The organism is Saccharothrix tamanrassetensis, from assembly GCF_014203665.1.
Classification (GTDB): Bacteria; Actinomycetota; Actinomycetes; order Mycobacteriales; family Pseudonocardiaceae; genus Actinosynnema; species Actinosynnema tamanrassetense.
This window is the reverse complement of sequence record NZ_JACHJN010000001.1, coordinates 620,081-642,689: the sequence shown is the minus strand read 5'-3', so window position 1 is coordinate 642,689 and position 22,609 is coordinate 620,081. Positions and strand designations below refer to the sequence as shown.

General features: G+C 71.9%; 18 protein-coding genes. 9 read left to right on the top strand and 9 right to left on the bottom strand.

Features of this window, described 5'->3' with window-relative positions:
- Positions 1 to 4: 4 nt before the first annotated feature.
- Genes FHS29_RS02555 through FHS29_RS02545 form a run of 3 tightly spaced genes read right to left on the bottom strand, consistent with a single transcriptional unit; the run spans position 5 to position 2,620 of the window.
- Complete coding sequence (locus FHS29_RS02555) at positions 5 to 487, bottom strand: hypothetical protein (protein ID WP_184687782.1); 483 nt, start codon at positions 485 to 487, stop codon at positions 5 to 7.
- A complete protein-coding gene (locus tag FHS29_RS02550; protein WP_184687780.1) occupies positions 484 to 1,095 on the bottom strand; it encodes an RNA polymerase sigma factor in 612 nt (203 codons plus the stop codon). Before FHS29_RS02550 ends, FHS29_RS02555 begins: the two co-directional genes overlap by 4 nt.
- A complete protein-coding gene (locus FHS29_RS02545) occupies positions 1,076 to 2,620 on the bottom strand; it encodes a S8 family serine peptidase (protein WP_184687778.1) in 1,545 nt (514 codons plus the stop codon). Before FHS29_RS02545 ends, FHS29_RS02550 begins: the two co-directional genes overlap by 20 nt.
- A gap of 534 nt (positions 2,621 to 3,154) precedes the next feature.
- Here FHS29_RS02545 and FHS29_RS02540 point away from each other — a divergent pair.
- Positions 3,155 to 3,895 carry a polysaccharide deacetylase family protein gene (locus tag FHS29_RS02540; RefSeq protein WP_184687776.1) on the top strand — a complete coding sequence of 247 codons (741 nt, stop codon included), beginning with the start codon at positions 3,155 to 3,157 and terminating at the stop codon, positions 3,893 to 3,895.
- Between the two features lie 127 nt (positions 3,896 to 4,022).
- On the opposite strand, the gene FHS29_RS02535 is transcribed toward FHS29_RS02540, so the two are convergent.
- Together FHS29_RS02535 and FHS29_RS02530 are read right to left on the bottom strand one after the other, a co-directional pair.
- Positions 4,023 to 5,684, bottom strand: coding sequence for an FAD-binding dehydrogenase (locus tag FHS29_RS02535; protein WP_184687774.1), 1,662 nt, complete (start codon positions 5,682 to 5,684; stop codon positions 4,023 to 4,025).
- Positions 5,681 to 6,607 (bottom strand): alpha/beta hydrolase, encoded by a 927-nt coding sequence (locus FHS29_RS02530; RefSeq protein ID WP_184687772.1) that lies wholly within the window; start codon positions 6,605 to 6,607, stop codon positions 5,681 to 5,683. Before FHS29_RS02530 ends, FHS29_RS02535 begins: the two co-directional genes overlap by 4 nt.
- A 1,136-nt stretch (positions 6,608 to 7,743) precedes the next feature.
- Between FHS29_RS02530 and FHS29_RS02525 the strand changes: the two genes are divergently transcribed.
- A complete protein-coding gene (locus FHS29_RS02525) occupies positions 7,744 to 9,120 on the top strand; it encodes an NsdA family TPR-like regulatory protein (RefSeq protein ID WP_221455268.1) in 1,377 nt (458 codons plus the stop codon).
- A 69-nt stretch (positions 9,121 to 9,189) separates the two neighbouring features.
- Here the strand turns inward: FHS29_RS02525 and FHS29_RS02520 are convergent, their stop codons facing one another.
- On the bottom strand, positions 9,190 to 10,929 hold the full coding sequence (locus FHS29_RS02520) for an alpha-keto acid decarboxylase family protein (RefSeq protein WP_184687770.1): 1,740 nt from the start codon (positions 10,927 to 10,929) through the stop codon (positions 9,190 to 9,192).
- A gap of 107 nt (positions 10,930 to 11,036) precedes the next feature.
- Here FHS29_RS02520 and FHS29_RS38425 point away from each other — a divergent pair, with 107 nt between their 5' ends.
- Complete coding sequence (locus FHS29_RS38425; protein ID WP_184687769.1) at positions 11,037 to 11,612, top strand: transposase; 576 nt, start codon at positions 11,037 to 11,039, stop codon at positions 11,610 to 11,612.
- On the opposite strand, the gene FHS29_RS02510 is transcribed toward FHS29_RS38425, so the two are convergent.
- A complete protein-coding gene (locus FHS29_RS02510) occupies positions 11,549 to 13,276 on the bottom strand; it encodes a long-chain-fatty-acid--CoA ligase (protein ID WP_184687767.1) in 1,728 nt (575 codons plus the stop codon). The two genes, FHS29_RS38425 and FHS29_RS02510, sit on opposite strands and share 64 nt — an antisense overlap.
- Positions 13,277 to 13,862: 586 nt before the next feature.
- Between FHS29_RS02510 and FHS29_RS02505 the strand changes: the two genes are divergently transcribed.
- The 3 genes from FHS29_RS02505 to FHS29_RS02495 all read left to right on the top strand — a co-directional run bounded on the left by FHS29_RS02505 (position 13,863) and on the right by FHS29_RS02495 (position 17,561).
- Positions 13,863 to 15,458 carry a PHA/PHB synthase family protein gene (locus FHS29_RS02505; protein ID WP_184687766.1) on the top strand — a complete coding sequence of 532 codons (1,596 nt, stop codon included), beginning with the start codon at positions 13,863 to 13,865 and terminating at the stop codon, positions 15,456 to 15,458.
- Between the two features lie 109 nt (positions 15,459 to 15,567).
- Positions 15,568 to 16,776: a Leu/Phe/Val dehydrogenase gene (locus FHS29_RS02500; protein WP_184687764.1), complete on the top strand. Its 1,209-nt coding sequence runs from the start codon at positions 15,568 to 15,570 to the stop codon at positions 16,774 to 16,776.
- Positions 16,773 to 17,561, top strand: a complete 789-nt coding sequence (locus FHS29_RS02495) for an SDR family oxidoreductase (protein WP_184687762.1) — start codon at positions 16,773 to 16,775, stop codon at positions 17,559 to 17,561. The genes FHS29_RS02500 and FHS29_RS02495 overlap by 4 nt, the downstream gene beginning before the upstream one ends.
- Before the next feature lie 7 nt (positions 17,562 to 17,568).
- On the opposite strand, the gene FHS29_RS02490 is transcribed toward FHS29_RS02495, so the two are convergent.
- On the bottom strand, positions 17,569 to 18,528 hold the full coding sequence (locus tag FHS29_RS02490) for a LysR family transcriptional regulator (RefSeq protein ID WP_184687760.1): 960 nt from the start codon (positions 18,526 to 18,528) through the stop codon (positions 17,569 to 17,571).
- Between the two features lie 186 nt (positions 18,529 to 18,714).
- Between FHS29_RS02490 and FHS29_RS02485 the strand changes: the two genes are divergently transcribed.
- Positions 18,715 to 19,692: a M64 family metallopeptidase gene (locus tag FHS29_RS02485; RefSeq protein ID WP_184687759.1), complete on the top strand. Its 978-nt coding sequence runs from the start codon at positions 18,715 to 18,717 to the stop codon at positions 19,690 to 19,692.
- Positions 19,693 to 19,856: 164 nt separating this feature from the next.
- Complete coding sequence (locus tag FHS29_RS02480) at positions 19,857 to 20,246, top strand: hypothetical protein (protein ID WP_184687757.1); 390 nt, start codon at positions 19,857 to 19,859, stop codon at positions 20,244 to 20,246.
- Between the two features lie 23 nt (positions 20,247 to 20,269).
- Here FHS29_RS02480 and FHS29_RS02475 read toward each other — a convergent pair whose 3' ends face one another.
- Positions 20,270 to 20,986 carry a TetR/AcrR family transcriptional regulator gene (locus FHS29_RS02475; RefSeq protein WP_184687755.1) on the bottom strand — a complete coding sequence of 239 codons (717 nt, stop codon included), beginning with the start codon at positions 20,984 to 20,986 and terminating at the stop codon, positions 20,270 to 20,272.
- Positions 20,987 to 21,065: 79 nt separating this feature from the next.
- Here FHS29_RS02475 and FHS29_RS02470 point away from each other — a divergent pair, with 79 nt between their 5' ends.
- Positions 21,066 to 22,607, top strand: coding sequence for an MFS transporter (locus FHS29_RS02470; protein ID WP_312864713.1), 1,542 nt, complete (start codon positions 21,066 to 21,068; stop codon positions 22,605 to 22,607).
- Positions 22,608 to 22,609: the final 2 nt, after the last annotated feature.

Sequence of the window (22,609 nt, the reverse complement as noted above, 5' to 3'; positions counted from 1 at the left end):
GGGCCTATAGTGTCATCGTCGGTGTACTTACGGCACTGCCGCGGCCCTTTGGTCGGATCACGAACTGGACCAGACCGGCCGGAACCCGGTCGAGCGCGAACCTGCCGTCCTCGTTGGCACTGGTCCGGAGCGGCCCGCCGCGGGCCCGCACCTCCACCGGATGCGCGGCCGGCGGTGAGATCCACCCGTCCACGCGGAGCGTTCCGTCGCCCATGGCCTGCACGTTGACCATGAAGTCCAGCGTGTCGCCGGCGAAGGTGATCAGTCGCGAGCGGACGTCGCCCCGCACCCCGGCCACCTCGCAGTGCTCGGCGATCCGCACCACCTCCACGTCCGCGTCCTCCAGCTCGACCGCGAACTTGACCCGGTCCACCAGGTCGTCCGGCACCGGGTCGACCGACTCCCACAGCCAGCGGACCTCGTGCAGGATCTCGACGTCGAGTTCGTCCAACTCCCCCCGGGGGCTGTCCGGATCGATGGGGTTCACCGCCAGCTCCCCTCCTGGTCGGCCAGCAGCTGCTTGCGCAGCTGGGCCAGGCAGCGCCCCCTGGTCGGCCCGATGCTGCCCTTGGGCATGTCCAGCGCGGCGCTGATCTCGGCGTACTCCGGCCGGTTGACGAACGCGACCACCCGCAGCAGCTCGCGGCAGCGGTGCGACAGCCTGCTCACCGCGTCCCACAGCCGGGCCCGCCGGTCGGCGAACACGGCCTGCTCCTCGGGCGGCGGCGTCGGGTCGACCACCTGCTCGTCCGCCAGCAGGCCGACCAGTTCACCGGCCCGCAGCTCGTTGCGCATGCTCCACGCCACCCGCTTGGTCACGGTGACCAGCCACCCGGTCAGCGCCAGCGGGGAGTGGATGTCCGACAGCGAACCGAGCAGTCGCAGCCAGGCCGTCTGCACGGCGTCCGCGCTGCGCTCCCGGTCCAGTCCCTGGGCGCGCGCGACCTGCCACAGCATCGGCGTGAGGGTCTCGGCGATCAGACCCAGCGCCGCCCGGTCGCCGCGCTGTGCCGACTCGAAGAGCACGGCAAGCCCCTCGTAGTCGTCGAGGGGCTTGCCGCCCGCCCGGTGGCGGTCAGACCGCGTACTGCTCATAGCAGCGTTCCAACGCCGCCCAGGCCCGCTTCACCACGGTCTCCTGGTTGACGTTCGCCAGGCTCAGCCCGGTGTCCGCCGCCGCTACCTCGATCAGCGCGTTCGCCACCGCCGCGGCTGCCAGCGGGGTGGAGAACGAGGTGCCGTCCCACACCGCGAAGCCGCCGCTGAAGTCGTCCGGGTCGAGCCCGCTGCGGAACTCGTCCTTGACCAGCGGCTGACGGGGCCCCTTGACGTCGGTCGGGAACGTGCTCACCACGCCCGCGCCGGCCGCCCAGCAGGTGACCCAGTCGCCGTCGTTGGAGAACTCGGCCCGGGTCGAGTCCGGGTTCAGCGCGCCGACGCTGATCACGCCCGGTCCGGCGCCCGGCGCGTCCGGCAGTTCGGACAGCGCCGCCGGGTAGAACCGCCTGCTGGTGGAGTTGTTGCCGGACGCGGCGAGCACCAGCACGCCCTGCCCGACCAGCCGGTTGACCACGGTGGCGAGGTGCGTGGTGTAGACGGCGTCGGCCGGCGACTCGTCCAGGTAGCCGAGGGACAGCGACACGACGTCGACCATGTCCTGCGGCCGGTTCTCCCGCTGCGCGCGCTCGACCCGCCGCGCGATCTCCTCCAGCGCGGCGATCACGTCCGACCCGTAGGCGATGCCGTCGCTGTGCATGACCCGGATCGCGAGGACGTCCGCGCGCGGCGCGGCCTGCCGGATGATGCCGGCGATGAACGTGCCGTGGCCGGTGTTGCTGTCCACGTCGGACATCAGCCTGTCGGTCTCCACCGGGGCGTCCCAGTAGTCCAGCAGCAGCTGGGCCGTCGCGATCGCGCCGGTTTCCGTCGCGTTGCGCCGGATCGCCTCCTGCGCCTCGTCGAGCACCGAGATGAACCCGTCCGCGGGCGGCGGGGCCGTCCGGTCGCGGATGCCGAACCACGGGTGCGGTCCGATGCCGGAGTCCAGCACGGCCACCACCGGCCGGCGGGCGAACTGCTCGGTGCCCACCTCACCGCGGTCGGGCGGCTGCGCGGCGATCAGGACCGGCGTCCGGGACAGCCCGGCGGGCCCGCGGCGGTAGGACTCGCGGGCCGGGTCGCTGTTGGTGTCCCACGGCGTGCCGGTGATCGTGACGGCGCTGAACACCAGGTGTTCCAACGAGATGCGCCCGACCAGGTCGCGGTCGAGCCGCGGCTCGTCCTCGTCGTCGGCGGCGACGCGCAGCTTCTGCAGCGCGTACCAGGAGTCGACGTCCGGCCGGCCGTCCAGCGGCCGCACCACGACGGGACGCGGCGAGGTGCCGTTGCCCGCCTCCGGGACCGACAGGTCCAGGCCCGCCCCGTTGAGCACTTCCCTGATCGCGCCGATCCCGACCTCGTCCCGCAGGACGTCGTCCGGGATCAGCAGCACCTTCGGTCGGTACGCGGTCCACCCGGGCGACGGCCAGCCGTCCGCGACCTCCGCGTCGGGGCCCAGCACCCGACCCTGGTGCCGGTCGAGCAGGTCCGACGGAACCCGCAGCCTCGTCACTCTCGTCACGGGCTTGACAACGTCGGCTCCCTCCGGCTGTTGCGGTCCCTGCTTCCTCCGAATGAACTGGATCGCCACTAGGCCCCCTCCCGTTGTCGCAGTGGACACGATCCCCCGTCTCCACCCATGACGTGTGAGTTTCGGCCCTGCGAATACGCCTGAGTGGTAACGAAACGATAACGGGGGTGGAGGTGGCAGTACACAGGGTTGCCGCCATGTTCACCCAAACGGGTAGGTGAGCAGCGCGGATGCGCCGTGCGACATCGCCCTGGCCAGGCGTTCCCGGCCATCGCCGTTCCGCGACAGCCGCGCGCGGGCGTCCCGCGGCTGCCATCTCGCGGCTGCGGTACCACTTGCCCGGTCCCATGTTCGAGTGGGCAGGTCGGTGGCCTTCGCACGGTGGTGTCGGCGTGACCGCCCGCAGTCGCGGGGCCGGGCCGCCGACGTGGGGCAGTCGAGCGGAGGGCGGGTGCGGCTGCTCGCCGCCGACCCCGGACGAGGACTTGATCGCGACCACGGACGGTGATGGGTCAGGATCGTGCGATGCGCCTCCTGCCCACCAATGCCAAGGCCCGTCGGTGGACCGTGGCCGCCCTCGTGGTCCTGGTGGTCCTGCCGTCGAGCGCGTTCGGGCTGTCGGTGTTGGCCAACGCCCGCACGTTCCAGCTCTTCGGCGGCCTCACCAGCCGGGTCGGGACGACGGACAAGGTCGTCGCGCTGACGTTCGACGACGGCCCCGACCCGGCGGGCACCCGGCCGCTGCTGGACGTGCTGGCGCGGAAGGGGGTTGCCGCCACGTTCTACCTGACCGGTCGGGAACTGGCCGCGCACCCGGACCTCGGCCGGGCCATCGCCGCCGCCGGCCACGAGCTCGGCAACCACTCGTACTCGCACGAGCGGATGGTGTTCGTGACGCCTGCCCGGGTCGCGAGCGAAGTCGAACGGACGGACGCCCTGATCCGCGAGACGGGCTACACCGGCGAGATCACCTTCCGCCCGCCGAACGGCAAGAAGCTGTTCGCCCTCCCGCACTACCTCGACCGGCACCACCGCAGGACGGTCATGTGGGACGTCGAGCCAGACTCGGACACCGACGCGGGTGCCGAGGCCCTGATCCGGGAAACCGTCACCCACGTCCGCCCCGGCTCGATCATCCTCCTGCACGGCATGTACCCGAGCCGGGCGCAGACCCGTGAGGCCGTGGGCCCGGTCATCGACCGGCTACGCCAGGACGGCTACCACTTCGTCACGGTCGCCGAACTGCTCGAGCGCTCACCGGCCTGACACCCGGACGCGGGAACGGACAGCGGGAACAGGCGGCGTGAACAGGCGGCGTGAACAGGACGCGGGAGCAGAACCCGGCCGAGCGCTCGGCAGCCGTGTCGGAGCGCGGTCGAGCGGCGCGTCGGGTTCACGCGAGGCCCTGGTCGATCGCGCGGCCCGCGGACCGGCCGGAGAAGATGCAGCCGCCGAGGAAGCTGCCTTCCAGCGCGTGGTAACCGTGCACCCCGCCACCACCGAACCCGGCCGCTTCGCCGGCCGCGTACAGGCCGTCGAAGGCCCGTCCGTCCGGTCGGACCACCTGCGAGTCGAGAGTGGTCTGCACCCCGCCCAAGGTCTTGCGGGTGAACAGGTTCATGCGAATTCCGTACAGGGGTCCGTGGACCGGGTCGAGCAGGCGATGTGGACGGGCGGTGCGCATCAACCGCTCCACTGTGTACTGGCGCGCGTTGTGCAGGGACATCAACTGGAAGTCCTTGGAGTAGGCGTTGAGGACCTGGCGGTCACGCGCCGCGGTCTCGTACGCCACGCGCGCGAAGTCCAGCGGCGCTTCGGGGGTGATCGCGTTCATGGCGTCCACGAGAGCGGGTAGGGTTCGGCGGACCACGATGTCCTCACCGTGTTCGATGAAGTCCCGCACCGGCTTGGTCAAGCTCTTCTTCACCCGCAGCGCCAACAGCGCGCAGTTCTTGCCGGTCACGTCGGGGTTCTGGTCGGAACCCGCCAGGTCGAACTCCTTGTCCAGCACCGATTGGGACATGATGAGCCACGAGTGGGAGTGGCCGCTCAGCACCACGTGCCGCAGCGACTCGAGGGCGGAGTGGCCGGGGTACAGCGGTGGCGGCAGCCGCCGCCCCGTGGCGTCGAGCCACAGCGCCGACGGGCCGGGCAGGAAGTGCACCGTGTGGCGCGGCCAGACCGGGCTGTGGTTCCGCAAGCCCTCGGAGTAGTGCCACATGCGGTCCAGGTTGACCACCGAGCCGCCGGCGTTCTCGGTGATCCCCAGCATCCGCCCGTCCACGTGCGCCGGCACCCCGGTGAGGATCGACTCCGGATAAGGACCGAGCCGGTCGGTCGGCCAGTGGGCGCGCACCAGGTCGTGGTTGCCGCCCATGCCGCCCGCGGCGACGAGGACCGCCTGCGCCCGCAGGTCGAACGCGCCGACCTCCGTCCGTGAGGAGGGCACGCCGCGTGGTTCGTCCGACGGTTCCAGCACCGCGCCGCGCACGCCGACCGCCGCCCCGCCCTCGACGACGATCTCGTCGACCCGGTGCCGGTGCTTGAAGGTCACCAGCCCGCGGTCCGCGGCTTCGAGCACGGGTTCCCGGAAGATCCGCACGACCTCGGGTCCGGCGCCCCAGGTGTAGTGGAACCGGGGCACCGAGTTGCCGGGTCCGGTCGCGGTGCCCAAGCCGCGTTCGGGCCAGCCCACGTTGGGCATCAGGCGCAGCCCGAGCCGGTGCAGGTAGCCGCGCTTGTCGTCGGCGGCGAAGTGCACGTACGCCTCGGCCCACGCGCGGGCCCAGCGGTCTTCGCGGTCGCGGTCGAACCGCGCCGAGTCCAGCCAGTCCGACAGCGCCGACTCGGGCGAGTCCTTGATCCGCAGCCGCCGCTGCTCGGGACTGTCGACCAGCAGCAGACCGCCCTGCGACCAGTGGGCCTGGCCGCCGAGGTTGGCTTCGTTCTCCTGCTCGACGACGACCACCCGCCGCCCGGCCTTGGCCAGTTCGAAGGTCGCGACGAGCCCCGCCAGCCCCGCGCCCACGACGATGACGTCCGCGTCGTCGCTCATGACAGGTCTCCCCGGTCGGTCGGGCCGTGGTCCTGGTCGCTCGGGTCGTGCGCGAGGTCCAGGTCGGCGAGGAAGGGGCGGACGGCCTTGAGGAGGTCTTCGGGAGCCTCCAGCGGCAGCAGGTGGCTGCTGCACGGGACCAGCGCCAGTCGTCCCCGGCGCAGTCTGCGCCGGGCGGCGATGCCCTGCCAGAAGGGCACCTGCCGGTCCCGCAGCCCCCACGCGACCAGGGTCGGCATCGGCAGTTCCGGCAACCGGCCGAGGATCGGCTTCTTCTGCCCCAGGAGCCCGACCGAGGAGCGCTGCGAGCGCAGGGCGGTCTCCAGCGCCACCGGCGTGGAGGCCGCGTGCGCCTGGCTGGACCACCACGGCGCGGAGATGCGCCAAGGCCGGCAGGACCCCGTCAACGCCGTCGAGGCGACCAGCAGTTGGGGGCCGAAGGGGAGCACCGGCACCAGGAACCGCGTCAAGTCACCCAACGGGGTTACGGCTTGGATGATGTAGGCCGGGCTGATCGCGCGGCCCATGCCCGCGGAGCTGACGAGTACCAGGGCCGGCACCCGGTTGGGCCGCGCCAGAGCCGCGTGCACGGCCACCGCGCCGCCCAGCGAGTGTCCGATGAGCACGGGGCGTTCGAGGCCGAGAGCGCGGACGAACCGCCCCACGAAGGAGGCCAGCGCGGGGACGGAGCCGTCGGGTATCGGCTTGGTGTAGCCGTAGCCCGGCAGGTCCACGGCGATGACCCGGTAACTGCCCGCGAGGCCTCGCAGGATGTCGTACCACTGCTCGGCGACACTGCCCTCACCGTGGATCAGCAGGACGGGGTGCCCGTCGCCGGCGGCCAGGTAGCGGGTCTCCGTGCCGTCCACGCGGGTCCAGTGTTCTTCCACTGCCGTTGTCCGCTCTGCGGCGGGAGTGGTCATCGGGTTCTCCTGTCTTCCGGCTGAGCGGGGAGCCGCGGGCCGCGAGGTAGGGGTGCCTGAGTGCCACTGCGGACTGTTCCGCGCCGACGGGCTTATTCCGAGTCAGACGGTAAGTGCGGACCCCGTGTTGTCGGCAGGCGTACCGAGTGTTGTCGGGAGCGCGTTCGTGGTGTGGTGTGCACGCCTGCGCACGGGGTCGTCCACGGGTGTGCGGGTATCGGGGGAGTGGAATTCGGGTCTGTGGAACCCGTCACACCCGGCCGCGCCGGTCGGACACACTGAAAGGTGCCGCGCCGTCGCTCCCGACAGCAGTCCGTAGTGGTCGATCGAACCGGTCATCCCGACGGACTAACCGGCTTGTTGTCATCGGTAAGCCCGAACGGGTTGTTTTCGCGGAGATCGCCGGAAGCTGCTCATCTTCACCCCATCGGCTGATATCCAGCACCCTCCGAACTGCGATTAGCATGACTTTCGTCAGGACGGAATGATCTCCGGCAGCTGCGCCGAGAAATGGTCTGGGAAAGGGTCGGGCACAAGGTGGGACGGCTGTCTGTTGCGCAATGGGCGAGAACCGTGTCGATTCCGGCCCCGATGGCTCCGAGATCGTCCGATGCAGGTAACCCGCACCTCGGATCGGTCGCCCCGGGTACCGTCCGGATCAAAAGGTCCATAGTACTTTCGTACCCCGCCGCGGCCTGGTCGAGAGGCAGCCCGAAAAGAATCCCGGATAAGCGCACCGATGCCCGGGTGCGGATCCGGACTCCACGTGGAATTCTCTCCGCGCACTGATGACCGGGGCGGTCGGACGCATTCATGGGGCGACCGCGTGCGAGCAGAACGCATCGAGATCATGCGCGGTGTGCGCTCGACCGTCGACCCGCCGCCGCATTCGCCCCGGGCCAGTCGGGCGGCGACCCCGTCGAGCCGTTCCCCGCGCCGAGGCCTCGCCACCGGGCGAAGGGGCCGTGCTTCCCGCTCCAGCGATGTGGGTTCCGTGTGCCTGTTCCGGGTGCGTGGCGCACGTACCGCGCAAGAGCGTTGCCCACGGCTCCGTGCCGGACACGCCCGGAGGGCGCATCACCAGGACTCCGCCGGCGGCAAGTGCCAGGTCGCCCACTGGATGCTAAGGAGACGAGATGACTATGGGCGTACGACTGCCCGCCGGTCGCAAGGCGAACGACCGGCTGCGTGCGGTCATGGAGGAAGCCGGGTGCTCCAACACCGGACTTGCCCGTCGGGTCAACGTCTGCGGTGCCGAGCAGGGATTGGACCTGTGCTACGACAAGACGTCGGTGGCCCGCTGGCTGAAGGGGCAGCAGCCGCGCGGCCGGGCGCCCGCGATCATCGCCCAGGCGCTGGGGCACAAGCTGGGCCGCGTGGTGACCATCGACGAGATCGGCATGACACCGCGCCCGGGCGCCACGCCCACCGTCGGGCTGCGGTTCGAGCCGATCCTGACGAGTGCCCTGCGCCAGGTGTCGGCGCTGTGGCACAGCGACGCCAACCGCGCCGGCTCGCCGACCGGGGAGAAGCTGCCGACCTCCGTGCTGGTGGGGCCCAGCCGCGACTGGCTGATCGCCGACCCGGACGCCGTCGTCGGCGGTCACGGACCGGCCGCGGTGGACAGGGCCGACATCGCGGTGGTGCGGGCGACGACCGCGGCGTTCGTCGACCTCGACCACCGCTTCGGCAGCACCCGCATCCGGCCCGTGGTCGTCCACTACCTCGACAGCGTCGTCTCCCGGCTGCTCGCGGACTCCTACGGCGAGTCCACCGGGCGGCAGCTGCTCGGTGCGGCGGCGCGCCTGACCGAACTCGCCGGGTACATGGCGATCGACACCGGGCAGCCCGGTCTCGCGCAGCGCTACTACATCCAGGCGCTGCGCCTGACCCAGGCGGCGGGCGACCGGGGGATGGGCGGGTACGTGCTGGCGTCCGGCATGAGCCGGGTGGCCCTGAAACTGGACACCCCGCGCGAAGCCGTCCAGCTGGCCCGCGTGGCACAGGAAGGGTCACGGGGGCGGAGCACCCCGGCGGTGCAGGCCGTCTGCCACGCGGCCGAGGCGCGCGGCCATGCCATGCTGGGCGACGCGCGTGCCTGCGAGCGGGCCGCGGACAAGGCGATCGACGCGTTGGAGCACGGCGATCCGGACCGGGAACCGGACTGGGTCGCCCACGTCGACCGGGCCTACCTGGCGGAGGAACTGGCCCGTTGCGCCAGGGACCTCGACCAGCCCGCGACCGCCGTGCGGTGCTCGGAGGAAGCCCTCCTGGGCTGTCATCCGGGCCGGTCGCGGCGCCGTGGGCTCAGACTGCTGCTCCTGGCCTCGGCGCAGTTGCGGGCGGGGGACGTCGACCAGAGCCATTGCACCGCGGTGCAGGCCACGCAGGTGCTCCGGGGGCTGTACTCCGCGCAGTGCACCAGCGACCTGGAGGACTTCCGCGTTCGGCTGGAAGCGCTCGGCCGACGGGAGGAAGCCCGCGAACTCGTCGTCGGGCCGGAGCGGCACTGAACCGCCAACGCGCGTGAGCCGGGTCGGGCGCCGGCCCGCGGTCCGACCCGCCTCACGCGAACGCTCGACTCACGCCACCCACTTCGCCCGGTCGGGCCGGTTCGCGACCATGCGCTTGAGCGCCGGCGGCACGTCCTCCTTGTGGAGGAACACCTCGATGAGGACGAACCGGTCGGTGGTGTCGACGGCGCGGGCGAGCGCGCTGTCCAGCTCGGCGGGCCTGCGGGCGGACAGCACGAGTGGACGCCGCACGCCGAGGGCTGCCGGCAGGTCGGCCCAGCGCCATTGCACTATGTCGTTGTAGACGGCGTGGAGGCCGTGCGTGACCCGCTCGATGGTGTAGCCGTCGTTGTTCACCAGGAGGACGATGGGCGTGAGGCGGTGGTGACCGATGACGCCCAGCTCCTGCACGGTGAGTTGGGCCGCACCGTCGCCGATGAGCAGCAGCCCCCGCCGGGAGGGGTCGGCGAGCTGTCCTCCGAGGAGCGCGGGGATGCAGTAGCCGATGGAGCTCCACATCGGCTGCGCGACGAACCGGGCGCCGCTGGGGAAGCGGCGGTCCGCGATGCCGAGCATCGCGGTGCCGTTGTCGGCGTACACGGTGTGATCCGGCCGCAGGGCCGAACCCACCGCCTTCCACAGGTAGGACTGGGTCAGCGGGAGCTGCGACCCGCACAGCTTCCGGCCGAGGGCGGTGGCGGACTCCTTGAGCACGTTGGCGAGGCGCGCCGGCGAGGCCGGTTGGTGGTGCGCGGACCCGGCGGGGGGCGTGGGGGCCGGGGGACGTTCTTCGACCAGTTCGGTCAGCACCGCCAACGCGGTGGCCAACGGGACGTCGGGGAAGGCGACGCCGTCCACCCTGGCGGTCGTCGGTCCCAGGTCGATGGCCTCGTCGGGGTCGAACTCGTGCGTGAACTTGCCGGTGGCCATGTCGGCGAGCACCACACCCGCCAGGATCAGCAAATCGGCCTGGTCGATGGCGGCGCGGACGCCCGCCTCGCTCATGGCGCCCGCGTACACCCCGAGGAACGCCGGATCGCGCTCGTCCACCACGGTCTTGCCGGCGGTCAGGGTCGCGTGCGGCAAGGAGCCCGCCGCCACCAGGGCGGCCAGTTCGGCGCGGGCGTGGAACCGGTCCACCAGGAAGTCGGCCAGGACCGCGACGCTGCCCGCCGCGGCGAGCCGCTCCCTGGCCGCGCCGCGGAACGCCTCCACGCTGTCCGCATCGGCCTGCCGGTCCGGCAGGTCCAGCGGCGGATGCGGCGCGGCGGGTCCCAGGGCGACGTCGCGCGGCACCCGCAGGTAGCCGGGCCGGCTCTCCCGCAGGCAGGTCGTCAACACCCGGTCGATCTCGGACAGGGCGTCGTCGGGCCGCAGCACGGCGTCCGCGCACACCACGTGCCGGTGCGCACGGGCGAACCGGTCGAAGTCCCCGTCCCCCATCGTGTGGTGGACCAGGCTGCCGGCCTCCTCGGTGGCGCTGGTGGGCCCGACGGCGATGTGGAGCAGCGGGACGTGTTCGGCGTAGCTGCCCGCCACGCCGTTGATCGCGCTCAACTCGCCCACCCCGAACGTGGTCAGCAACGCGCCGAAACCGTTCGTGCGCCCGTAGCCGTCGGCGGCGTACGCGGCACCGAGTTCGCTCGCCGTCCCGACCCACTCCACTCGCGGGTGGGCGACCACGCGGTCGAGCACCTTGAGGTTGTAGTCCCCCGGCACACCGAACAGGTGCCGCACTCCCAAGGCGTTCAGGCGGTCCAGGAGGTGGTCCATCACCGTGGCGTTCGTGTCCGATCGACTGGCTGTCATGTCGTGCCTTCCTCTCTCGGCGTGGAAATCCGCGGCACTGCGGTGCTCCCGGGGACTTGGCGCGGGGTCGACCCACCCTGGCCGCGGACCGCAGGTCACCGACAGGCGTGCCGGACGGCATCGGGGGCGCGCGGACCGCCGGTGGTGCGCGACTGCTCGCCGGAGGCGGCAGCCGGACGGTCGCGATCCCGGACCGCCTTGCCGAAACCCCGTCGGGTGCCACGCTGGTCGTCATGGGAGACAACCTGTCCCGACGCCTGGTCCCCGATCCACTGTGGAGGACCGTTGCGTCCCTGCTGCCCGGATTCGGTCCACGACCACAGGGCGGCGGCACCGCCCCACGCGACGGCCGCGACGTCTTCACCGCGGTGGTGTTCGTGCTGACCGGCGGCTGCGCCTGGCGCCGCCTGCCGCCCGCCTTCGGCGTCTCCCCGGCGACGGCGCACCGCCGCTTCCTGGCCTGGACCGAGGCGGGGGTGTGGGAGCGGCTCCGGCGGGCGCTGCGGGAGAACCCCGACCTCGGCGACGACCGGGAGTGGGCGGTGGCGATCGTCGATGCCGCCCGCTCCCGGAACGCGAGCCGGCGCGACGGCCCGGACGCGGCGGGCCCTGCGCGACCTCACCCGCCGGCCGGCCCCGCCTGCCCGGCCGCGGCCCCGCCGCCTGGCCGTCCGCCCAGGTGAACGACGTCGAGCAGACCTCGCGCGTACTCGTCCCGGATGCGCCGCTTGTCGTGCTTGCCCACCGACGTCTTCGGCACCCGGCCCACGACCGCCCACCGCTCGGGCACCATCCACGAGGCGAGGTGCAGGCGCAGGAAGTCGCGCAGGTCCTCGAAGTCGACCCGGCTGCCGGCCCGCAGCGACACCGCGGCCAGGGGCCGCTCGCCCCAGTGGTCGTCGGACACGGCGACCACGGCCGCCTCGACCACGGCCGGGTGCTCGGTCAGGGCGTTCTCCAGCGCCACGCTGGAGATGAACTCGCCGCCGGACTTGATGACGTCCTTCGCCCGGTCGGTGAGCGTCAGGAAGCCGTCCGGGGAGACGTTGCCGATGTCGCCGGTCCTCAGCCAGCCGTCGGCGGTGAAGTGCTCCGCCGGCCGGTGCGGAGGAGCGTCGACACCGCCGTGGTAGGCGGCGGTCACGCAGGGCCCCCGGAGCTGGAGCTCACCGGTGCTCACCCCGTCGTTCGGCACGACGGCCCCGTCCGGCCCCACGACGCGGAACCTGACCGACACCGGGAACTGGCCCTGGCTGACGCGGTGGGCCCACTCCTGCTCGGCGTCCACCCCCCGAGGAGGCAGCGCCGTGGTCACCAGCGACGAGGTCTCGGCCATCCCCCAGGCGTGGAGCAGTTCGACGCCGTGGCGTTCCCGGTAGGCGGCGATCAGGCCGGGCGGGCACGCGGACCCGCCCACCAGTCCCCGGCGCAGGCTCGACGTGTCACGGGGGCGGGCGTCCAGCTCGTCCAGCAGGCCCGTCCAGACGGTGGGGACCGCAGCCGCGACCCCCGGTCGTCCCGCCTCGATGATGCGGGCGAGCGAAGCGGGCTTGGAGTGCCGGTCGGTCAGCAGCAGGTCGGCGCCGGTGGCGAACGCGGCGTGGGGGATGCCCCAGCCGTTGACGTGGAACATGGGCCCGATGGGGAAGGCGGTCTCGCGGAGGGTGAGGTCGTAGCGGTTCGGCGCCGCGCCCTGCAGGCAGTGCAGGTAGATCGACCGGTGGCTGTAGACGATGCCCTTGGGGTGCCCGGTGGTCCCGGACGTGTAGCAGATCACCGCGGCGGTGTGCTCGTCCAGTTCCTCCTCCCAGGGGTAGTCGCTCGGCGAGTCGGCGATCAGCTCCTCGTAGTCGTGCACCTCGCCGGCGAACCCGGCGAGCGGGCCTCGGTCGCCGGGACCGGCGACCACGATGTGCCGCAGGGTGGACGGCAACAGGGGCAGGACGGGGGCGAGGACGTCGATCAGGACCGCGTCCACGACGAGCACCTCGTCGCCGGAGTGCCGGACGGTGTAGGCGATCTGCGCGTCCGTCATGCGCAGGTTGACGGGGTGCGCGACGGCCCCCATGGCGGGAACCGCCAGGCACAGCTCCAAGTGGCGGGCGTTGTTCCACATGAAGGTGCCGACGACGCCCTGTCTGTCCTGCGGTCGGGTGCCCACGTCCACTCCCAGCCGGGTGCGGAGCGCGTGCGCCAGGCGGGCAGCGCGTTCACCCACCTCCGCATACGTGAGGCGGTCGAAACCGTCCCCGTTCCAAGTGCCCACAGTGGACGAACCGTGGATCGTGGACCCGTGCCGCAGGATGCGGGCGATGGTGAGCGGCATGGCGAACATGGTGCTGTGCATGGGGAGCCTCCGGATCGGATGTCACCGTCGAGGTCGATCGGACCCCGGACACCCGCGGGTCCGTGCCGCTGAACGTACGCGGCGCACTCGGTCGTGTCGCCCTTCGCGGCGGTCCCTCGTGGTGGACCGACCCGCACCACGTGCGGTGCGCTCGTACTGGCCGTCGCACCCGGAAACCCGCATCACCGCGCGTTTTCCGCTCAGCGCACTGGACGCGGCCCCGCCTCGTGCGCAGCGCCCGGGTGAAGCAGGCGGCACGTCGGGTTCCCCAGGCCAGGACACGTCCCACCTGAGACGGTGCGCTCTTGTGGCGTGCGGTGGCGAAACCGCCGTCCGAACGCTCCCTCGCACCACCTTCGCGCTTCCCGCACGCCGTGGGGGGCAACGTCGGAAGCCTCGGTCTTCCAACGCGCCTTACGGTGCACTGCTCGCGGATCTACGTTTCTTGCACAGGAACCGGATGCCGCCGGATCGTCACGCGATCGCCCGCCGTCTTCACACGACGCCGCCGGCAACGGCACCGGAGCGTCCGATGCCACGACGGTGAGGGCCGGCCGCACCGCCGGCCGGACGAGGAGTGCGACCAGTGGATTCGCGCGGCAGCGAGGCGTACCGCCACGGCGACCTGGAGGCTGCCGACGGGAGTCTGGGCGCGAAGGTGGCGCGGTGGTCCATCCGGGAGTGCCGTGACCTGCTAGCGGCCACAGCGGCCGGCCCGGACACCGATGACGTGCGCTTCCGTGATCCCGCTTGGGACACCGCGGTCTACCGGTTGCTGCTGCGGAGCTACCTGGCGTGGCGCAACCTCGTCCTGGCGGGTGCCGAGGCGCCGTTCGTGCCGGCGCGGCGCCGAAGCCAGGCGCAGTTCATCGCCCAGGTCGTCACCGAGGCGTTGGCTCCCACGAACACCCTCCTCGGGAATCCCGCCGCGCTGCGCCGCGCCGTGGCGACCCGGGGCGCGAGCCTGGTCCGCGGCGCGGGCAACCTCCTGGAGGACCTGCGGCACCGGCGGGGACGCCCGGCCAAGATGCCGCCCGGCTCCTACCACCTGGGCAGGGACCTGGCCACCACGCCCGGCCGGGTCGTGTACCGCGACGACCTGGTGGAAGTGCTCCAGTACGAACCGCAGACCGCCGAGGTGCACCAGGTGCCCCTGCTGCTGGTTCCCGCGTGGGTGAACAAGTTCTACATCTTCGACCTGGCCCCGGGACGCAGTCTCGTCGAGTGGGCGGTGCGGGCGGGCTTCACGGTGTTCGCCATCAGCCAGCGCGACCCGCAGCCCCGGCACGCCGAGGTGGGGCTGGACGAGTACTTCCGGCGGATCCCGCTGGTCGCCCTGGACGTCGTGCGGGAGATCACCGGCTCCTCGCAGGTCCACCTGGTGGGCGTGTGCGCGGGCGGGATGCTCGCCGCGTCCACGGCCGCCTGGCTCGCGGCGGGCGGTGAGACGGGTGTGGCGTCGCTGACGATGCTGATGTCCGCCCTCGATCACACGATCCCGGACGACAGCGGTGACCCGTGGGCAGAGGTCGAGATAGAAGTGCTGACCCGGATCCTGTCGAACCGCGCCGGCCTGGTCCACGGAGGGATGGTCGGCGTGCTGTTCGACCTGCTGCGTTCGCGGGACACGGTGTGGCAGCCCCTGGTCTCCGGCTGGCTGCTGGGCGAGCGGCCGAAGTCCTTCGACATCTGGGCGTGGAGCGAGGACTGGATAGACGTGCCCCCCGTGCTGTTCCGGCAGGCGCTGCGCATCGCGGTCGACAACACGCTGGCCCGCGGCAGGCTGCGGATCGCGGGGCGGCTGCTCGACCTCTCCGCCGTCACGCAGGACGCATTCGTGGTGGCCGGTACCCGGGACCACATCTCGCCCTGGGAAACGGTGTACCGCAGCGCGCGGCTGCTCGGCGGCGACGTCGCGTTCCACCTGGTGCCCTCCGGTCACGTGGGCGGCATCATCAGCCCGCCGCGCCCCAAAGCCGCTTACCGGACGAGGTCGGGCGGACTGCCGGCCGACCCTTCGGCGTGGTCGGCGGACTCGGTGGCGCGACAGGAGTCCTGGTGGTCGGCGTGGTCCCGGTGGCTCGCCTCGCGTTCGGGACCACGCGTACCCGGTAGGGCCACGGGCAGCGCCCGACATCCCGCCGGTTCCCCGGCACCCGGTCACCACGTGCGGTCGCGGTGAAGTGCGCATCGCGGGCACGTCCGGCCGGGGAGCCGCTCGGCGGGCCTTGCGGTTCCCCGTGCGCGCCCGTCACGACGGAAGACAGGTCGTCGACCCGAGGAGGAACACCATGAGCACCTTCACGCTCGGCACACCGCTCACCGCGCTCGGTCCGGACGCCTTCGAGCACGAGCAGGTCGTGGTGTGCCAGGACCCGACCTCCGGCCTGAAGGCCGTCATCGCCATCCACTCCACCGCCCTGGGTCCGGCGTTGGGAGGCGCCCGCTTCCGCGCTTACCGCAGCGACGAGGAGGCCGTGCGGGACGTGCTGAAGCTGTCGCGCGGCATGTCGTACAAGAACGCGATGGCCGGGCTCGACTTCGGCGGCGGCAAGGCCGTCATCGTCGGGAACCCCGACCGGGACAAGACGGAGGAACTGCTGCTGGCCTTCGGTCGGTCCGTGGCCGCACTGGGCGGCCGGTACATCACCGGTTCCGATGTCGGCACCGGAGTGCGGGACATGGAGGTCGTGTCCCGTGTGTGCCCGTGGACGGCGTGCCTTTCCCGTGAGCTGGACCAGGACGGGGACACGGCGGGCTTCACCGCGCATGGTGTGCTCCACGGTATGCGGGCGGCGGCCCGGTACCGCTGGGGCACCGCGTCGCTGCGAGGACGGACGATCGGCGTCGCCGGGGTGGGGAAGGTGGGTCGGGTGCTGGTGGACCTCCTGTTCCGGGAAGGCGCGAAGGTGGTGGTCACCGACGTGCTCGACGAGCCCGTGCGCCGCATCGTGGAAGAGTTCCCCGAGACCGTCGTCGTGGAGGACACCGATGCCCTGGTCCGGTTCGGGGGAATGGACGTCTACGCCCCCTGCGCCCTCGGCGGCGCCCTGACCGAAGCCGTCGTGCCCGTGCTCACCGCGGAGGTGGTGTGCGGCGCCGCCAACAACCAGCTCGCCCACCCGGACGTGGAGCAGCAGCTCGCCGACCGCGGCGTGCTCTACCTCCCCGACTACGTGGTCAACGCGGGAGGCGCGATCCTCGGTGCCGGGGAAGTACTCGGGCAGTCGCTGAGCCAGAGCGCCGCGAACGTGGAACGGATCTTCGACACCACGCTGGAAGTCCTGCGCCGCGCGGAAGCGGAGGGCATCCTGCCCGGGACGGCCGCTGAGCGGATCGCCCGACAGCGCATCGACGCCGCGGCGGAGAAGCGGGCGGAGGAGCGGGCGCTCCAGCCGGGTGGTCGGGTAGCCGACCGTGTGCCTCCGCACGACGATCCAGGGGACAGGTGGGCGCGTCCGGTCACCGACCGCTCGGGCTCCAGGGAGGTCGACGCGTGATCTTCGACCGCTTTCGACTGGACGGGAAGGTCGCCGTGGTGACCGGCGCGGGTCGGGGTATCGGCGCGGCGAGTGCCGTCGGGCTGGCCGAGGCCGGGGCCGACGTGGTGCTCGCCGCGCGCACGGAGGCGCAACTGCTCTCCGTGGCCGAGCAGGTGCGGAGCCTCGGACGCCGGGCGCACGTGGTGCCGGGCGATCTGTCGGACCCGGCAGCCGTGGCGGCGTTGGCCGGTCACGCCGAAGCCGAGTTCGGTCGGGTCGACGTGGTGGTGAACAACGTCGGCGGTTCCCTGCCGAGGCCGCTGGCGCAGAGTTCGCCGGAGTTCCTGGAGAAGGTCTTCCGCTTCAACGTCTCCACCGCGCACGCGCTGACCCGTGCCGCGGCCGAGGTGATGCTGCGCGGCGACGGCGGCGTGATCGTCAACATCTCCTCGGTGGTGGGACACATCGCCGCTCGGGGATTCCTCGCCTACGGCACCGCCAAGGCGGCGTTGACGCACTACACCCGTCTCGCCGCTGCGGACCTGTCGCCCCGGATCCGGGTCAACGCGGTGGCTCCGGGCACCGTGCTCACGTCGGCGCTGGAGGCGATGGTCGGCGAGGACTCGATGCGCAGGAGGGTCGAGATGTCGACGCCCCTGCGGCGGATCGGCGATCCGGAGGACGTCGCCGCAGCGGTCCTGTTCCTCGCGACCGACGCCAGCGCGTACGTGACCGGGACCGTCGTCGAGGTCGACGGCGGCCTCCAGGGGCCCAACGTCGACCTCGACCTCCCGGACCTGTGACCGCCCGTCAGCCGGGCGTGAGGCTGGTCTGCCGGGCGCGGGGGAAGTCGAAGTGGGTGGTGTGGTCGCGGACGTAGGACCAGTAGGCGTCCCGGGCCAGGTCCACGATCGTCGGCAGGCGTTCGACCAACGGACCTCCGCGCGGGCACACCAGGACGTGGCGCATGGAGATCGGGCTGCCTTCGATCGGCCGCACGGTGACGTCCTCGCTGGACAGGTACACGGGCTGGCACGGCGCCACGGCGCGCCCGGTGGCCACCAGGGCGCGGATCGAATCGGTGCTCGGTGTCGTGTAACGGACCTGCGGGCGGAAGCCCCGCTGTTCGCACACGGCGTGGAAGCAGTCCGGCCAGCCCGCGCCGTCGGACGGCGTCATCACCCAGGTGTGGCCGGCCAGCTCCTCCAGCGGGATCTCCTCCCGATGGGCCAGCGGATCCGTGGCGGCGATCGCGACGAACACCGGCTCGCGCACGATCGTCTCGCAGTGCACGGCTGGTGTGGAGTGCAGCTCGTAGCCGGGGTAGTCGACGGTGGTCGCGATGTCGAGCCGGCCCGCCGTCACGAGGTCCCACAGCAGCAGTGGCGAGTACTCCATGGTCAGCCGCACTTCCATGTCGGTGAGGTACTCGCCCAGCAGTTCCGCGAGCCCGACCGACACCGAACCGACCGCACCGCCCAGCGCGACGACCGCCGTGGTGGTCTGCGAGCAACGGGCCGCGTCACGGCGGAGCTCCGCCACCCCGTGCAGGACGGCGCGGGCGCGGAGCAGGACGAAGTCGCCGACGACGGTGGGGACCATGCCCTGGGAGCTGCGCACGAACAGCGCCGCGCCGATCTCGTCCTCCAGGCGCTTGAGCCGGGCCGAGAGCGCGGGCTGCGACATGCGCAGCACCGCGGCGGCCTTGGTCAGGCTGCCGGTCTCGGCGATCACGCACACGGTCCTCAGGTGGCGGATCTCCAGTTCCATCCGTCCGAGGGTAGGCCGCCACGACCGGGCCAACCAGCCGCCGGGTCATAAACGGCGTGGATCGGAGGCGGGATTTCCGCTGCTGGACGGTGGCGGCCGATAGTGGCGGGCGTTTGGTCATCGGGTGTCCTCCCCCTGCCGCACACGGGGCACCCGTGGCTCCCTGCCCACGAACGGAGCGTTCCCATGCGCACTCTCCCGGCCGTAGTGGCGCTGGCCGCGGCGGCGGCCTTCGTCCTGCAACCCGTGGCCCCGTCGGAGGCCGCCCCTGCTCCGCGACCCGCCGAGACCACGGTCAAGGAGGTGTTCTCCCCGGACGGCACGATCACCCGCGCCCGCGTGACGCTCGCGCCGTCCAGTCCGCTGTCGGCGCGTGCCGCGATCCAGGCCGCTGTGGCGGAGGTGGTGCCGATCCAGCGGACAGGTCCGTCGTCGTCCCGGTTCGACCTGGTGTTCGTCGGTAACGGCTACACCTCCTCGCAGCTCGCGACCTACGACCAGCACGTGGTCGACCGCTGGGACGAGCTGACCCGGATCGAGCCCTACCGTTCGATGAAGGAGTCGTTCAACGTCTGGCAGGTCAACGTCGTCTCGCCCCAGTCCGGGGTGGACAACGACCCGAGCCAGGGCGTGCAGCGGAACACCGCGCTGGACATGTACTTCTGGTGTGGCAACACCGAACGGCTGTTGTGCGTCAACGAGTCCAAAGCCCGCCGGTACGCCGCTGCCGCACCCGAGGTCGACCAGGTCCTGGCCGTCGCCAACAGCACCAAGTACGGCGGCGCGGGCGGCGGGGTCGCCACGTCGTCCGGCGGCAACGCCCAGTCGGGCGGGATCGTCGCCCACGAACTCGGCCACTCCATCGGCGGCCTGGCCGACGAGTACGACTACCCGGACGACCTCTACACCGGTGCCGAGCCGAGTGAGGTGAACGTGTCGACCCACTCCGCCGCCACGATGTCCCAGTACCGCCTGAAGTGGCACTCCTACCTGGGCCAGGCGTCCCCGGACGGCGGTGTCGTCGGCACCTACCAGGGCGGGTACTACCACCGTCGCGGCGTGTACCGGCCGACCGGGAACTCGCTGATGCGGACGCTCGGCCGACCGTTCAACCTGATCGGGCTCGACGCCGTGCGCGCGGGCATCCAACGGAAGACCGGCTGAACCGGAACATCCGCCGGTAAGAAGCCTTCGGGCGATTCCGGTCGTAAGGTCCGTTCCGCGTACGACACGCTGTCCGGCGCGGGTCTTGTTACCCGCGCCACCGTGCGCCCGCAATGCCCGCGAGTCGCCACCGGCGGGCGCCGGATCGCCTTAAAGTCGACCGCATGAGTGGTTACACGGAGGCGGAGAGCCGGACCCTGCGCACCGCCGTCTACGGTGCGATGGTGCTGGTGTCGGTCGCGGAGGAGGGTGCTCTCGACCAGGAGAGCCACGCCGGCATCGAGGCGATGGCCACCCTCCCGGCCGACGTCCGGCAGGTGGTCGACGCGGGCGCCCCGGAACTGCCCGAGGGCTCGGTGGCCGACGTGGAGAACGGCGTGCTGGCCGCCCTCCGCGAGTCGGTCGCGCTGCTGGCCGAACGGTCCGCGGCCGACGCCTCCGCGTTCGCCGACGCCGTGGTCGGGATGTGCGAGAAGGTCGCTTCGGCCGACGGTCGGGTGGGTCAGGACGAGGACGCCGTGATCGGCAGGGTGCGCGCCGCGCTCGGCCGCTGAGGTCCGGGTAGCCGGGGTCCGCGTCAACCGGACGCGCGGGCGGTGATGAGGGCCTCGACGCCGTCGAGAAGGCGTTGCAGGCCGAATTCGAACTGGTCGCCGGACCACGGGGACACCCCGGCCCGCAACGCCTTGAGCAGGGCCGGGTAGCGGGTGAAGTCGACCAGTCTGCCCAGGGTCCGGTCGCGTTCGCGGGTGGCGGTCGGGTCCTCGGCGTTGGCGTCGGTGTCGATCTGGAGGCGCGCCAGGCCCCGGACGTAGGCGTCCACGGCCTCGATCACGGCCATCTTCTCCGGCTCGCTCAGGCCGGTGTCGGCGAGCACGGTCAGCGCCGAGTCGAGCCAGCGCAGCGTGTTCGGTCCGGGAGCCGTGGTGGTGGCCATCAGTTGGAGCACCCACGGGTGCCGGCGGAAGCCGACCCAGTCCGCGCGGGCCCAGGCTTCCAGCTTCGCGCGCCAGTCGCCCGACCGCTGGTGGGGGAGCGGTTCGTCCGCGCCGACCGCGTCCAGCATCAGCGCTTCCAGCTCCGTCTTGCCCGGCAGGTACGTGTAGAGGGACGCGGTCCCGACGCCCAGCCGGGTGGCCACCCGGCGCATGGACAGCGCCGACAGGCCTTCCGCCTCCACGACCTCGATCGCGGCGGCGACGATGCGGTCCATGGTGAGGCCCCGTTGCGGGCCCCTGGCCGGCCGCCGACCGTCGGCCCACAGCAGTTCGAGTGCCTGGTTCTTTGCGTTCATGGCAAAACTCAGTATACCGTTCGGAGTAGATCGAACGGTGTTCGGAGTTTCTGGGGGGCGGGTGACGACTGTGCGGGACGTGCGTCGCCGAGAACGGCAGACGTTGTGGGCGGCCACGTTGACCAACGGGCCGACCGAGCTGATCGACTTCGTCCTGCCGCTGTGGGCCGGGGTGGCGCTGGGGCTCGGCGCGACCGAGGTCGGCGTGCTGATGGCGGTCGAGATGGCGTTGTCGGTGGTCGTGCGGCCGATCGCCGGAGTGCTCGCCGACCGCTGTGAACGCCGGTACGTGGCGGCGGTCGGGGCGCTGCTCTACGCGGTGTCGTGTGCCGGGTATGCGTTGGCCGGCCACGTGTTCGTCGCGTACGCCGCCGCGGCGGTGGGCGGCGCGGGCGGTGCGCTGCTGTGGGTCGCGGTGCGGGCGGTGGTCAGTGAGCGGCTGGCCGAGGACTCGGCCGTCTTCCCACGGCTGCTGACGGCGCAGGAGACCGGGTCGTGGGTCGCCTTCGTGGGCGGGATGACGCTGCTGGGCGTGATCGGGTTCGCCGGCCTGTTCTGGGCGTGCGCGGTCGCGTGCCTGGTGGCGGCCGGGTTGCTGCTGTCCGCGCCCCGGCGTGGCGTGCGGCCCGGGGAAGGCCTCGCGGCTGCCGGGATCGGGGCGGTCGGGCGGCGGTTGCGGCCGATGCTGTTCGCGGTGGCCATGACGATGGCGGCGGAGTCGGCGGTGTCGCTGCTGTTGCTGCTGCACCTCCAGCGCGGGTTCGGGTTGGAGGTCGTCCAGGTCGCGTACGTGTTCCTGCCGGGTGCCATCGCGATGAGCGTGGCGGCCGAGTACCTGCACCGGTACGTGGTGCGGTTCGGGCGGTCACGGGTGTTGATGGCGGCGTCGTCGGCCAGTTGCGTGTTCGCGGTGAGCCTGGCGTGGGCGCCCGGTCCCTACGTGATCGCGGCGCTGTGGGTGCTCAGCGGGTTGGCGTGGGCGGCGGTGATGCCGGTCCAGCAGGCGGTGATCGCCGAGGCGTCGGGGGCGCAGGTCGGCCGTGGGATGGGCGTCTACGAGTCGGCCTGCCTGGTCGGCGGGCTGATCGGCAGTCTGGTGGCCGGCGTGCTGTACGACGGGGCGAACTGGCCGGTGGCGTGCGTCGTCGCCGGCGGGATGATCCTGGCCGGGGCCGTCGTGGTGCCGCGTGCGGTACGCCGGCTGGGGGTGCGGGAATTCCCTCCACCACCACCGAAAGCCGAGGAAGCCGTGACCTCCGAGCCGGCTGGGATGACCGAGCCTGTTGTGATCTCCAAACCTGTCGTGGTCTCCGAGGAGCAGCCGAGGCCTGCGTCGAAGACCAAACCGCTGAAGAGCCAGGCCCGGCTCCTCACGGACCTCGGTGTGCACATCGGGCTGTTCGCGGTGTCCCAAGTGGTCCTGGCCTTCTTCGACCTGTCCTGGGTGCGGGACCTGATCACGCGCGACTTCGGCACGGTGGTCCTGGGTCGGGTCGAACGGGACGGAGGCGGCGCGTTCCTCTACGGAGCGGGCCGGGTCTGGGCGGTCATCCTGATCGCCGACCTGATCTGGACGACCGTAAAGGTGGTCCAGAACCGTTCCACCGCAACGAGAACCTGACC